Genomic DNA, 13,466 nt, shown 5'->3' on the forward strand with positions numbered 1-13,466 from the left:
GGAGGCGTGTTGGATGGAGAAAGAGCAACAAACGGATGATACTTGGGTTTTAGTTGAAATTGTTAGCCTTATAACCAACGTGGAACGACAAAGATTGAGAGAACTTAGTTATACAGAGTTAGAAGAATTTTATGAAAGAGTAGTAGTGGAGCAATAATTAAATCTTGCTTTTTGCTAGAATGATAAATCTATGCGAAAATGAAAGCAAATTGGCAGGAGGGATTTAAATGAACGAATCTATTTGTAAACGGGATAACGGAGGAGCTGTAGTTAATTTTGAATTGGAAATTAATGCAACAAAGGCAGAGGTTTTTGCTTTATTAACGACAAACGCCGGACTAGCAAAGTGGTTTAATGAGCTGGAAGTAGGCGAACTAGGAGCAGATGGCTATCTACTTTTCGTCATGACACCTGAAGAAAAAATAACCATGCCAATTCGTGCATTCGAAACTAACCAAAAACTTGCTTTCGAATGGGACCAAGATGAAGTTGACTTTGAACTAAATGAAATCACCGCAAATAAAACAAGATTGACTTTCAGAGAACAACTTACAACTATTACGGAACACAGCCCAAGAGATATTTCCGGTTGGCATATTTGCTTGAAGAAATTACAAGCGAGCGCAGAAGGGAAAATATACGATTTCAACAAAACGGAGTTCGAAACGCTCTTCGCCAAGTATCAAAAAGAACTTAATATCGAAAAATAAATCCTTTAGAAAAGTCGTAAATGAAGCCGAGAATGCTTTGTTTATGGCTTTTTTTGTATGTATTAATTTTTTTCCACTTTAACTGGAAATTCCTTATGTTCAAAAAAGTAATCGGTTTCATTAGAATGTAATTGTAAGCAAGGCATTGAAAAAATACGGGGTGACGAAATGATAGTATCGGAAGAACAATTATTTTTAAATCAGCATCTACGCACAAAAGAAGAAGTGCTAGCTTTTATTGCAGACAAGGCAGAAGAAATCGGTATCACAACAGATTCAGCTCAGGTGGAACGTGACTTATGGGCTCGCGAAAAAGAATACGCAACAGCAGTACAACAATTAATCGCTATTCCACATGCGAAAACAGAGGCAATATCAGAAGCAAAACTGCTTTTCATTCGCCTCACTGAACCGATTGATTGGGAGTCAAAAGAAGGTTTTAAGGCACAAGCCATTTTTGCCATATTAGTTCCAGCTAGTGAGGCCAGCCAGCAACATCTGAAAATTTTATCTAGCGTGGCTGTGAATTTACTAGAAGAAGCATTTCAAGAACAAATTTTAACGATTAAAACGGAACACGAATTGATGGATTACTTGAAAGATAATTTGGAAGGAGAATTAATATGAAAGTTGTAGGAGTTACGTCATGTATCGCAGGACTTGCGCACACACCAATGGCAGCAAAAGCATTAGAAAAAGCAGGAGTAAAATTAGGACACGATGTCAAAATTGAGCAACAAGGAGCGATGGGGACAATTGATGAAATCACGCCAGCTGAAGTGAGCGCGGCAGATGTAGTTATCATCGCGGCGGATAAAGTAATCGACGGGGAAGAGCGTTTCAAAGGAAAACCAGTCGTTCGTGTGAAAATTGGTCAATGTGTTGCGAACGGGGAAGCGGTGTTAAGTAAAGTAGTTGCAGCAATTGAAGCACGTAAACAAAAGGAGGCTAACTAAGTCATGAAAGGGAAATTAAACGAAGCAAAAGACCACTTAATGTCGGGTATATCCTATGCGCTACCAGTCATTATCGCAGGTTCACTTGTTGTAGCTGTTGCAAAATTGATTGGGATTATTGGCGGGGTTACAAATCTGGATGCTTATGCTGATGCAAGCGGATTTTATCATTATGTTTATCTATTTCAAAATGTAGGTTGGGCGGCAATTGGCTTACTTAACTTAGTACTTGCGGGATATATCGCTTATTCAATCGCTGGAAAACCTGCTCTTGCTGCTGGTTTTGTTGGTGGGGTCCTTGCTACTAGTACAAATGCTGGTTTCTTAGGTGCCGTTGTCGCTGGTTTCTTCGCAGGTTGGTTAACAAACTGGGTGAAAAAACATGTTCGAATCACTGGACCTGCTGCAAGTTCTTTACCACTAATTATTTTGCCACTTATCACAGTTGGTGCCACGGGGATACTGATGTCACTAATTCTCGGCGGACCGCTTGGTTGGTTAAACCAAACGTTACTTGATTGGGTAACTGAAATGTGTAAAAACGATACAAACGTCATTATTCTAGCACTTATTTTAGGAGCAATGATTGGATTTGACCTTGGTGGACCTGTAAACAAAGCTGCTTGGATGGCTGGGAACGCGCTATTTATGAGTGGAATTTATCTACCTTCAATCATGATCAACGTCGCAATTTGCATTCCGCCACTTGGCTACGGAATCGCAACACTTTTACGCAAAAAGAATTATTCTACTACATTCAAAGAAGCTGGAAATGGCGCGCTAATCATGGGACTAATTGGGGTCACGGAAGGTGCGATTCCATTTACACTACGTAGCCCTGGTAAATTAATTCCGCTAAATGTGATTGCCTGCGCGATTGGTAGTGCCGTAACGATGGGACTTGGCGCTTATGTGAAAATGCCGCCGATTGGTGGAATGTACGGTTTCTTCACTATTGGTAACGGCTGGGCTTACTTAGTTGGTGGCTTGGTTGGTGCATTTATTATTGGAATTTGTGCGAACTTATTCGTCAATTTCACAGAAGAAGAAACAGCTGCTGCAGACGATGCTGTGGATGATATCGATATTAGTTTTGATGAAATAGAGATTAAATAATAGTTGGAGGATTTAATGAAAATGGCTAAAACGAAAGTACACGTAATTCCGCATTCGCACTGGGATAGAGAATGGTATTTCACTTCAAGCCGTTCAACAATCTATTTAGTGAAGCATTTAAAAGAAGTAATTGAAACATTGGAAGCGAAAGACGATTACCATTTTTACTTAATGGATGCGCAAAGCTCGTTAATAGAAGATTATTTGCACTACTGCCCGGAAGATAAAACAAGATTAGAAAAACTGATTGCTGAAAAACGGCTTATTACCGGGCCATGGTACACACAAACGGACCAATTAGTCATTTCACAAGAGTCGATTGTTAGAAACTTGTTATATGGTACGAGAATTGCACGCGAAATGGGACATAGCATGGCTGTCGGTTATGTCCCGGATGCGTTCGGACAAGGCGGGAACATGCCACAAATTTATAAAGAATTTGGAATTTCAAAGTTTCTGTTTTGGCGCGGAGTTGCCGATAATCGCTTAAAACAAACCGAATTTATCTGGCGCGGTGATGATGGGACGGAAATGCTAGCAGAGCAAATTCCGTTTGGCTATTACTACGGCGCGAACATTCCGGAAAACGAAGCCGAACTTAAAACCTATTTGGATGATCAAATTGGTGCTCTGGAAGAGAAGGCCTCAACGCGAAATGTCTATTTCCCAAATGGCTTAGACCAAGCGCCAGTTAGGGAAAATTTGCCAGAATTAGTTGCGAAATTCAATGAATTAGATAGCACGCGGGAATACCAAATCGCATCACCAGAAACATTTTTCGCGGACTTAGAAAAAGATGTGACCAATTTGCCAGTCATTGCTGGTGAACTAACAGAAGGAAAACATAGTCGGCTGCACAAATCGATTTTCTCTACTCGAGCTGATTTAAAACAAGCAAACAATGAAATCGAAAACTTTTTAAGTAATGTATTAGAGCCGGTTCTTTCCATCAGCTACTCTCTTGGAAATCGCTATCCGCACAATGAACTCGCAGAAATTTGGAAGTTAATGTTTGAAAATGCTGCACATGATAGCATTGGCGGCTGTAATAGTGATACAACCAACCGCGACGTCAAACATCGTTACAAATTGGCTTCGGATTTAGCGACCAATTTACTCGATTTAAACATGCGCCTAATCAGCGAAAAAATCGAACAAAAACAACCGTTCCAATTTACCGTTTTCAACCCACTACCATACGAAAAAAGCGGTGTGATTAAAATGACCGCGTATATCCCAGAAGATAATTTCGAGATAGAAGATACGCAAGGAAACACGCTTGAATACACGATTTTAGAAAAAACAGACCTAACTGATTACGTCTTAAATCAACATATCGACCTAAATCCTAGCAAATCCATTTATTTGCCAGAAAAAGTCTTTTTAGCAACAATGCTAGTAAACGTAAATAGTCTTCCGGCGCTAGGCTACGACACCATCTACTTTAATTTAGAAAAAGAAACAGCGGAGCAAGAACCAACACAATCCACCATGACAAAAATCGAAAACGAATTTTATGAAATCCAGCTAGCTGCCAACAATTCACTCACGATTCATGATAAAAAAGCGGGCAGAACCTATACAGATCAAATGCTTTTTGTGGAAAATGGCGATGATGGCGATTCGTATAACTATTCGCCACCACGTAAAGACCTTGTAATCTCATCGGAAGAAGCGGTAGTGGAAAGCCTAGAGTCTAGTATATCAAGCGTCAACCAAACATTAACTATTTCCTTCAAGTTAAATGTACCGTATAATTTAGAAGAACGTGCAAATGGTGAAAAAAGTAACGAAATGACTATCAAAACAGTAATTTCTTTACGTAAAAATGAAGAACTCATTCGCTTTGATGTACAAGTTGCTAATCAAGTATTGAGTCATCGTTTATGTGTTACATTCGCCACCGAAATTGCTAGCAAATTCTCAACAGCTGATCAATTATTCGCACCAATCCAGCGTCCGGTTCGTCTTCCAGAAATGGATGTATGGGAAGCAGAAGAATGGCAAGAAGCGCCAATTTCGATTGAAGCTATGCAAAGTTTTGTCAGCTTACACGATGAAGCTCATGGGGTTGCTGTAATGACAGAGGGCGTACGCGAATATGAAATCATTGGCGAAAATTACGATACGATCTCGCTAACCCTGTTCCGCACATTTAGCCATATGGGTAAAACTGATTTACTATATCGTCCTGGTCGCGCTTCCGGTGAGTCAATCGTTGCGACACCAGACGCACAACTGCTTGGCGAAATAAATGCCACATTTGCGCTAACTTTATTCGAAAGCTCTTTTGACGAAGCGGATATCGCGAAAAAAGCAAAAGAATATCTATCGAACCCGCCAGTTTACCAAATGTCTGATTTTCTAAACGGCCGCTTGATTTATGTTTACCGCGATGAAGAAAAAACGCTAGATGCCACATATAGCTTGGCACTTCCGACAATAGATGGAGCGATTATTAGTGCAGTAAAAAAAGCCGAAGACGCCGATGCCTTCATTACACGCTTTTTCAATCCATATTTACAAAAAGAAATTACCATTCCAGAAGTTTTCCAAGGCAAGGAACGCCACTTGGATGAAAGCGAATCAAACGAGAAACAAACGAGATTAAAACATGCAAAAGTACAAAGCTATTTATTTGAAAAATAACGCTTAACTACCTAAAAAAGGAGCTGCTAATAATGGGATATTTCGCTTATAAACGTTTGGAAACACTATATGGCATGCTCCTTGATGCGGGTAGCCACTTATCAGCTCAGAAACTCAGCCAAGATTTACATATTTCCGAACGTACGATACGAACAGATATTGCTAAACTAACTGAATTTCTCGAAAGCTACGGGGCAACGATAACGCTAACTCGAGGCGCGGGATACAAAATCGAAATCCTTGATTCGTTGGTTTTTCAAGCTTTTCAGGCCGAAAAAAACAAACCAAAAAATGCGGGTTATTTTGACCTTGATAATCCCGAAGAACGCGTGAAATACGAGATTTTCATGCTGCTATCAAGCGGCGACTATATTAAATTGGAAGACTTGGCAGATACGATTTTTGCTAGCCGTGCAACCATTTCAAATGATATGAAGCAAGTACGAAAAGTTATTGCGGTGTATGATTTAACGCTCGTCTCAAAACCAGGTAGCGGCGTGAAAATCATCGGAGAAGAAGAAAAAATGCGCTATGCTCTAACCGCGTTAATTGCTTCCAAAAACGCCCCGGAATCCTACTTAGAAACATTTTTCGAATGGCACAAACAAAAAGATAAACTGCAAAAATTAATGACAGCTGTGACGGATTATTTTTTTGCGACCAACATTCGTTTCACAGACGAAGCGCTTCAAAGCTTACTTTTACATATGATGATTTTGGTGGAACGAATTGAACTCGGTCATACGTTGGAAAAGTTTGAATTAACGGATGTTAGTGAAGAAGAAATCGCGATTGCGACTAAATTGTCTACTATTATAGAGTCGCTTTTCGAAATAGACATTGCGGATGCGGACAAAAATTATTTGCTTCTCCAAATCGCCAGCAAACGAATTCTGAATGTAGAAGATAAAGAAATTAGCGAATTTGATGATTACGCGTATATTGAAGGCATGTTGAACCGCATTGAGTCCCATTACTTTTATCATTTACAAGATGATATGCAGCTTAAAAAGGACCTTGTTGCTCATATTCATTCCATGTTATATCGAGTAAAATACCATATGACCGTCAAAAATCCAATGACAGAGCACATTAAACGCTATTACCCTTTAGCCTACGAAATCACGCTCGATGCAGTGGAATCACTAAAAAAAGACTACCCGTATGACATTAATCAAAATGAATTAGCCTATTTAGCGCTGCATATTGGGGCATCCTTAGAGCGGAATTATCAAATCTCTTACTATCGTCATAAATCAGCCTTGATTGTTTGTGGGTCAGGCTTTGGAACAGCACGAATTGTAGAAGCGAAAGTAAAGTCAGCAGTGAGTAATCTCGATATTACAAAAGTAGTTTCAATCCAAGAATATAACCGTTTTATCCATATTGAAGAAGATATCATTCTCTCCACCGTTAGAATACCTGAGAAAAATAAACCGGTCATCAAAATCAGCAATATCCCAACCAATGAAGAATTAAAAATGCTTGGTGCCATTATTCAAGAACAAACCGATCCTAACCGCGGCTTTCTATCGAATTTTTTCACAGCTGATTTTTTTGCCAGAAGCAGTATGACAAACAAAACAGCAATTTTAGAAGAAATGGTTGACTCATTACGCCAACAAAATATTGTTGGTGAAGGCTTCTTGCAATCGGTTCTTGAACGTGAAAAATTAGGCTCAACTGTACTCGGAACCGGAATAGCAATCCCACATCCACTCGGACTAATGGCCAAAGAAACAAAAATCGTTATTCGGATATTAGATAAACCAATCAAATGGGATCAAAAACAATCCGTTCGCGCCGTATTTTTATTATGTATTAGCAAAAATGATTATGAAGAAGCCATTAATATTTATGAATTGCTAGTAGAATTAGTACGCGAAGAATATGGTGAGAAGCTTTCAAGGCTTTCCGACTTTCATGCATTCACTGCTTTAGCAAATGATATTTTGAAGAAAAAATAAAAGCTACTTCCTTTTTTAGGAAGTGGTTTTTTCGTGAATTTTTCGTGAATTTTACCATTTTTCGTTTAGTGATAGGTTATTTCATGGTACACTATAAGAATAATAACTAAATATATGGAGGATTTAATGAACAGACAAACAGAATTTACATTACTTATTGTGGGGGCTTCATTAAGCATTTTAACTTTTCTAGGTGCTATGTTGTATACCATTATTTTTGGACTTAATACCCTAATGGTAGCTGATACTTTTGGTTATTATAGTAGCTCAGAAGAAACGATTGTACTTGGGATAATTACTTTCTTTTCAGTAGTTGCTGCATTTTTTGCACTCGGATCAGCAGTTTTTGGATTTATCGGTGCATTTAAAGTCAAAAGTGACGGGCCAAAAGTAAAAACATTAGGCGTTTGTTTTATCGTTTTGGGTGGATTGCAAGTATTTACTATTCACGGAATTTTATTTTTGATTGCAGGAATTTTAACAATTACAAAAAAAGAATACAAAACAAATTCTAAAGAAGATGAGGGGACAAAATGGGAATGATAACGTTCTTACCAATATTTTTTATTTTTGCGATTTTTTTAGGACTAGCAGCAAAAGTCCTTTTAGCAATTTGGATTTATAAAGATGCTGAACAACGCGGAATGAACGCAATTCTTTGGTGTCTGTTAATGGTTTTCATTAATGTCATTATTATTCTTGTTATTTACCTGATCGTACGTAATAAAGGAGAAGTCATGAAGCAAAATTTAGGACTACTAATTAGTGGTATTGGTATTGCGGTACTAAATACATTAATGGCGATTATGGCTTTTATTTTTATAATCTTTTTTGCGGTGAATGATGGTGGAATGCATAATATGATGGACGGTTATAACTATGATTATGACGACGGGTACGAGTACGATATGGATAATTTTGAAGATTTTTAATAACACCAACGAGAATCTGCTACCTAATACAGGAGCAGATTCTTTTTATATTTCTATAAAAGGGGTATAGACAATAAAAAAGTGAATATCGACAAGGGGAACTGCTGAATGGATACGGTTATTTTAATTACGGTTATTATCGTTATAATGGGCTTAGCATTTGATTTTATAAATGGATTTCATGATATTGCAAATGCTGTGGCCACAAGTATTTCAACTAGAGCTTTAAAACCGCGAGTGGCAATTGGAATTGCGGCAGTCATGAATTTTCTGGGAGCCATTTCGTTTACCGGAGTAGCTGAATCGCTCACCAAAAGTATTGTAGATCCATTTTCGCTTAATAATGGAGAGTTTGTCGTTTTATGCGGCTTAATTGCGGCAGTGATTTGGAATTTGATGACTTGGCTTGTTGGCATGCCTAGTAGTTCCTCGCATGCGCTTATCGGTGCGATAGCTGGGGCCTCCATCGCATCAGCCAGTAGTTTTAGCGTGCTTAATTGGTCAGGATTTACAACTATTATTATTGCACTCATTATCTCGCCGATTATCGGTTTTACAGTAGGTTATTTGATTTATTCACTCTTTAAGCATCTTTTTCACGACAAAAAGCTTGGGAAGATGAATCGACGCTTTCGTTTTATCCAAATTGGAACAGCTGCCGCCCAAGCATATTCACACGGCACAAATGATGCCCAAAAAACGATGGGAATTATCACGCTTGCTTTAGTTGCGAGTGGGCTTTTGAAAGAGTCAGCTGGTATTCCTTTTTGGGTGCAAGTAAGTTGTGCGGCATCGATGGCGATTGGATCGTCTGTTGGTGGTTATCGAATCATCAAAACAGTAGGAACTAAAATCATGAAAATCACCCCAGTTACAGGTGTTGCGTCCGATTTAAGCTCACTTTCTGTAATCATGACAGCTACTTTGATTCATTTGCCAGTCAGCACTACGCAAGTTATTGACAGCTCGATTATGGGTGTCGGAACAGCTAACCATAAAAAAGAAGTCAATTGGCGTACGGGAAAAAATATGGTTGTAACTTGGTTTATCACGTTACCACTAGCTGGACTTTTGGCAGCAGTGGTATACTGGATATCAGCAGCTATTTTTTTATAATAAGGAGGATTTTAAATGAAAATAGAACATGTTGCATTATGGACAACTAATTTAGAACAAATGAAGCAATTTTACGTCACTTATTTTGGTGCAACGGCCAATGATTTATATGAAAACAAAACAAAAGGCTTCAATTCTTACTTTCTTTCGTTTGAAGACGGAGCAAGACTTGAAATTATGAGTCGGACGGATGTAACAGGAAAAACAACTGGGGAAAACTTAGGCTGGGCGCACATCGCTATTTCAACAGGAACAAAAGAAGCAGTAGATGAGCTAACTGAAAAACTAAGACAAGATGGTTTTGCAATTGCGGGTGAACCAAGAATGACAGGAGACGGATACTACGAAAGTGTCGTGCTAGACCCAGAAGGCAATCGCATCGAAATTACGTGGTAGTATTGATTTGCTAGGAACTTAGTTATCGTGTAATATACGGGGTACATACTACAAATGAGGTGAATTTTATGGATATCGTAACTAATAAAATTGTCGTAGAAAAGTATAATTTTGAAACAATCATGGAAGAAAATGAGCAATTCGAAAACAAAATTGAATTAGAGGTCCATGAAGTCGAGCCAGTCAATGGAAATGTGGAACTTATGTCAAAAGGAAAAATTTTTAAAATCACAATTCCTTTTTTATTAGTCCTTGAAAATTTCCGGATTGACGGTAGAATCAGCCGTATTATTCAATTAAAAGACTTTTTTGGAGATTTTTCCGATTTAGAAGCTGTAGATGTTGAAGGCTTATCCAATCCACTAATTGACTACATCAAACGCTTAACATATGATGTAACAGAAATCGCATTTGATGAACCGGGAGTTAGCTTGGATTTTAACGCTAATCATAATAGCTAGTTAGGAGAGAAAATGCGTCAATATATGAAAATGGTACGTCCGTTTGATTTTGTAATTATTATTTTACTAATCTTGGGTTCGTTTTTACCACTAATATTATTTTCTGTCGCTGAAGCAAAGCACGTGGGCGATGATGTCGTAGCAGTTATTTCACAAGATGGCAAAGTGGTTCGGGAAATCCCGCTAACTGGGCACAAAGGAAATGAGCAGTTTACGATTAAAGGAAAAGGCGCGCAATATAATTTGATGGAAGTAGATGGCGAGCGGATTCGAATAAAAGAAGACAACAGTCCAGACCAAGTAGGCGTCAAAATGGGCTGGAAATCCAAAGCCGGTGACACCATTGTTTGTTTACCACATAAAGTTTTCGTAGAGATAAAATCGACAAACAAAAAAAGCAAAGACCCCGATACAGATTTAATTGTGCCGAATTAAAACACACTAAGCGATTAGTGTGTTTTTTTGTTTGAACCAACTAATTTAAAAATTATTGTCAAATTTATGTCACGTGTTTTCATGGTTGCTACTTAGGTATCTAAGAAACAAAAATAAGAAGCGGAAATTTGCATATTAAAATTAGACAACTACTTCAAAATACGGTGTTACAATCAATAAGCCATAATAATGATTGTAAGTAAGCTTAGTTGAAGGAAGGTACTAAAATGAAAGCGAAAAATAATTTTTTTAAACAATTAATTTCCATAATGACTGTCTTGAGCCTTTTGTTCATGGTATTAGGTATTCAGGGTAATAATGAGGTTAAAGCAGCAACTTTAGCCACGCCACCAGCTCCAATTAATCAAATTTTCCCAGATGCAGATTTAGCAGAAGGAATACGAGCAGTGCTTCAAAAAGCAAGTGTCACAGATGTAGTGACACAAGAAGAATTAGAAAGCATTACGAAATTAGTAGTAGCCGGGGAAAAAGTAGCCTCCATTCAAGGGATCGAGTATTTAACTAATTTGGAGTACTTAAACCTTAATGGAAACCAAATTACTGATATTAGCCCATTAAGTAATTTAGTTAAATTAACGAATCTGTATATTGGAACTAATAAAATCACTGATATTAGTGCCTTGCAAAACTTAACTAATTTAAGGGAGCTATATCTTAATGAAGATAATATTAGCGATATTAGTCCATTAGCAAATTTAACTAAAATGTATTCTTTGAATTTGGGGGCTAATCATAACCTCAGTGATTTAAGTCCGTTAAGCAATATGACAGGTTTGAATTATTTGACAGTCACGGAGTCTAAAGTAAAAGATGTGACACCAATAGCCAATTTAACCGACTTATATAGTTTAAGTTTGAATTATAATCAAATTGAAGATATAAGTCCGCTAGCTAGTTTGACAAGTTTACATTATTTTACAGCATATGTGAATCAAATTACTGATATTACTCCTGTAGCTAATATGACAAGGCTAAATTCTTTAAAGATAGGAAATAATAAAATTACTGATTTAAGCCCATTAGCTAATCTATCACAATTAACTTGGCTAGAAATCGGTACCAATCAAATTAGCGATATTAATGCGGTTAAAGATTTAACTAAATTAAAAATGTTGAATGTTGGTAGTAACCAAATTAGTGATATATCTGTTCTAAATAATCTTTCCCAATTGAATTCTTTATTCTTGAATAATAATCAACTTGGGAATGAAGATATGGAAGTGATTGGTGGATTAACTAATTTAACTACTTTATTTTTATCGCAAAATCATATTACAGACATAAGACCATTAGCAAGTTTAAGTAAAATGGATTCCGCTGACTTTGCAAATCAGGTGATAAAAAAACCAGCACGTAATTTTTCGAAGACATTATCTGTTCCGAATAATATAACTAGCATAGATGGAACACTAGTTACTCCTAAGACAATTAGCAATAATGGAACCTACGACGCGCCAAACGTGAATTGGTCTTCGCCGAGCTATCTTCCAGAAGTAAGATATACATTCAAGCAAGATGTGGCGGTGGGATCAACCACAAGTAGTTATACTGGTATCATAATTCAACCGCTAAATGAGCCAGTAGACTACAATGTCACATTTAATATAGACGGCAATACAAGCGAAGTAAAAACTGTAACAGAAGAAGATCTAATTCCAGAACCTACGAACCCGACCAAACAAGGTTATACATTTGATGGTTGGTACGACGCCGAAACAGGTGGAACAAAATGGGACTTTACAACTGGGCAAATGCCTGCAAATGATCTCATGCTATATGCCCATTTTTCCGTAAATAGTTATCAAGTGAATTTTGATATAGATGGCGCAGTAATGAATGAAGCGGTAGTATACGATACTTTGCTCAATGAACCGACCGCTCCAACCAAACAAGGTTATACATTCGATGGTTGGTATGACGCAGAAACAGGCGGTAATAAGTGGGATTTCAAAACGATGAAAATGCCCGCAAATGATGTTACTTTATATGCACATTTTACTGTCAGCAGTTACCAAGTGAATTTTGATATAGATGGTGCGGTAACGAATGAAGCAATAGTATACGATGCCTTACTCAATGAACCGGCGACTCCAACTAAACAAGGTTATACATTTGATGGCTGGTATGACGCAGAAACAGGCGGTAATAAGTGGGATTTCAAAACAATGAAAATGCCCGCAAATGATGTCACTTTATATGCGCATTTTACCATCAACAACTATCAAGCTAATTTTGATATAGATGGTGCGGTAACGAATGAAACGATAACATATGATACCTTACTTAATGAACCGACTGCTCCAACCAAACAAGGTTTCCTTTTCGATGGGTGGTATGACGCAGAAGTAGGCGGAACAAAATGGGATTTTAACACGATGAAAATGCCTGCGAACGATATTAATTTGTACGCACATTTCAGTAAAGAAACGCCACTTATTCCTAGCCCATCTGACGAATCAGACTCGAAACCTACCAATGGATCAATCACTATAAATGAACCGAGTGCAACTAGTATGCCAGCCCAAAATAATAACATCACAGTAACAGCAGGGGAAAATACTCCAGAACTAACAACAGCTAAACTTCCGAAAACTGGAGATAATAACCCGTGGCAAACACTATTCGCCGGGATATTACTTTCATCATCCGCGTTTTATATTTGGAGAAAAAAAGCATAATTAAAAAACCCAGTATTTCCTAAAATGGA

The 13,466-nt window shown here is 37.7% G+C and carries 14 protein-coding genes; all 14 read left to right on the forward strand.

The annotated features are described in order from the left end of the window. Positions 1-13: 13 nt before the first annotated feature. The 14 genes from LMOATCC19117_RS14945 (at position 14) to LMOATCC19117_RS02250 (ending at position 13,437) form a co-directional block, all read left to right on the forward strand. Complete coding sequence (locus tag LMOATCC19117_RS14945) at positions 14-157, forward strand: BH0509 family protein (protein ID WP_003724329.1); 144 nt, start codon at positions 14-16, stop codon at positions 155-157. A 70-nt stretch (positions 158-227) separates the two neighbouring features. Next, complete coding sequence (locus LMOATCC19117_RS02190) at positions 228-710, forward strand: SRPBCC family protein (RefSeq protein ID WP_003724330.1); 483 nt, start codon at positions 228-230, stop codon at positions 708-710. 168 nt (positions 711-878) lie between these two features. Further along, positions 879-1,337, forward strand: coding sequence for a PTS sugar transporter subunit IIA (locus LMOATCC19117_RS02195; RefSeq protein ID WP_003724331.1), 459 nt, complete (start codon positions 879-881; stop codon positions 1,335-1,337). Continuing rightward, complete coding sequence (locus LMOATCC19117_RS02200) at positions 1,334-1,666, forward strand: PTS fructose transporter subunit IIB (RefSeq protein WP_003723112.1); 333 nt, start codon at positions 1,334-1,336, stop codon at positions 1,664-1,666. Before LMOATCC19117_RS02195 ends, LMOATCC19117_RS02200 begins: the two co-directional genes overlap by 4 nt. 3 nt (positions 1,667-1,669) lie before the next feature. Continuing rightward, positions 1,670-2,782, forward strand: coding sequence for a PTS fructose transporter subunit IIC (locus tag LMOATCC19117_RS02205; RefSeq protein WP_003723113.1), 1,113 nt, complete (start codon positions 1,670-1,672; stop codon positions 2,780-2,782). A 21-nt stretch (positions 2,783-2,803) separates the two neighbouring features. Then, positions 2,804-5,431 (forward strand): mannosylglycerate hydrolase, encoded by a 2,628-nt coding sequence (mngB, locus tag LMOATCC19117_RS02210; protein ID WP_072219527.1) that lies wholly within the window; start codon positions 2,804-2,806, stop codon positions 5,429-5,431. Positions 5,432-5,463: 32 nt separating this feature from the next. Beyond that, the gene (locus LMOATCC19117_RS02215; RefSeq protein ID WP_014929027.1) at positions 5,464-7,398 is read left to right on the forward strand and encodes a BglG family transcription antiterminator; all 1,935 of its coding nucleotides are present in this window, start codon (positions 5,464-5,466) and stop codon (positions 7,396-7,398) included. Between the two features lie 126 nt (positions 7,399-7,524). Then, positions 7,525-7,941, forward strand: coding sequence for a DUF4064 domain-containing protein (locus LMOATCC19117_RS02220; RefSeq protein WP_003724334.1), 417 nt, complete (start codon positions 7,525-7,527; stop codon positions 7,939-7,941). After that, positions 7,932-8,330 (forward strand): hypothetical protein, encoded by a 399-nt coding sequence (locus LMOATCC19117_RS02225; RefSeq protein WP_012681085.1) that lies wholly within the window; start codon positions 7,932-7,934, stop codon positions 8,328-8,330. Before LMOATCC19117_RS02220 ends, LMOATCC19117_RS02225 begins: the two co-directional genes overlap by 10 nt. Before the next feature lie 108 nt (positions 8,331-8,438). Beyond that, on the forward strand, positions 8,439-9,446 hold the full coding sequence (locus tag LMOATCC19117_RS02230; RefSeq protein ID WP_003723118.1) for an inorganic phosphate transporter: 1,008 nt from the start codon (positions 8,439-8,441) through the stop codon (positions 9,444-9,446). Between the two features lie 15 nt (positions 9,447-9,461). Next, entirely contained in the window at positions 9,462-9,842 is a 381-nt protein-coding gene (locus LMOATCC19117_RS02235; protein ID WP_003728119.1) for a VOC family protein, read from the forward strand. Positions 9,843-9,910: 68 nt separating this feature from the next. Further along, positions 9,911-10,303 carry a DUF1149 family protein gene (locus tag LMOATCC19117_RS02240; RefSeq protein ID WP_003724337.1) on the forward strand — a complete coding sequence of 131 codons (393 nt, stop codon included), beginning with the start codon at positions 9,911-9,913 and terminating at the stop codon, positions 10,301-10,303. Between the two features lie 12 nt (positions 10,304-10,315). Next, positions 10,316-10,738, forward strand: a complete 423-nt coding sequence (locus LMOATCC19117_RS02245) for a NusG domain II-containing protein (RefSeq protein WP_003724338.1) — start codon at positions 10,316-10,318, stop codon at positions 10,736-10,738. Between the two features lie 227 nt (positions 10,739-10,965). After that, positions 10,966-13,437 carry an InlB B-repeat-containing protein gene (locus LMOATCC19117_RS02250; protein WP_003724339.1) on the forward strand — a complete coding sequence of 824 codons (2,472 nt, stop codon included), beginning with the start codon at positions 10,966-10,968 and terminating at the stop codon, positions 13,435-13,437. Positions 13,438-13,466: the final 29 nt, after the last annotated feature.

The organism is Listeria monocytogenes ATCC 19117, assembly GCF_000307025.1.
GTDB classification, from domain to species: Bacteria; Bacillota; Bacilli; order Lactobacillales; family Listeriaceae; genus Listeria; species Listeria monocytogenes_B.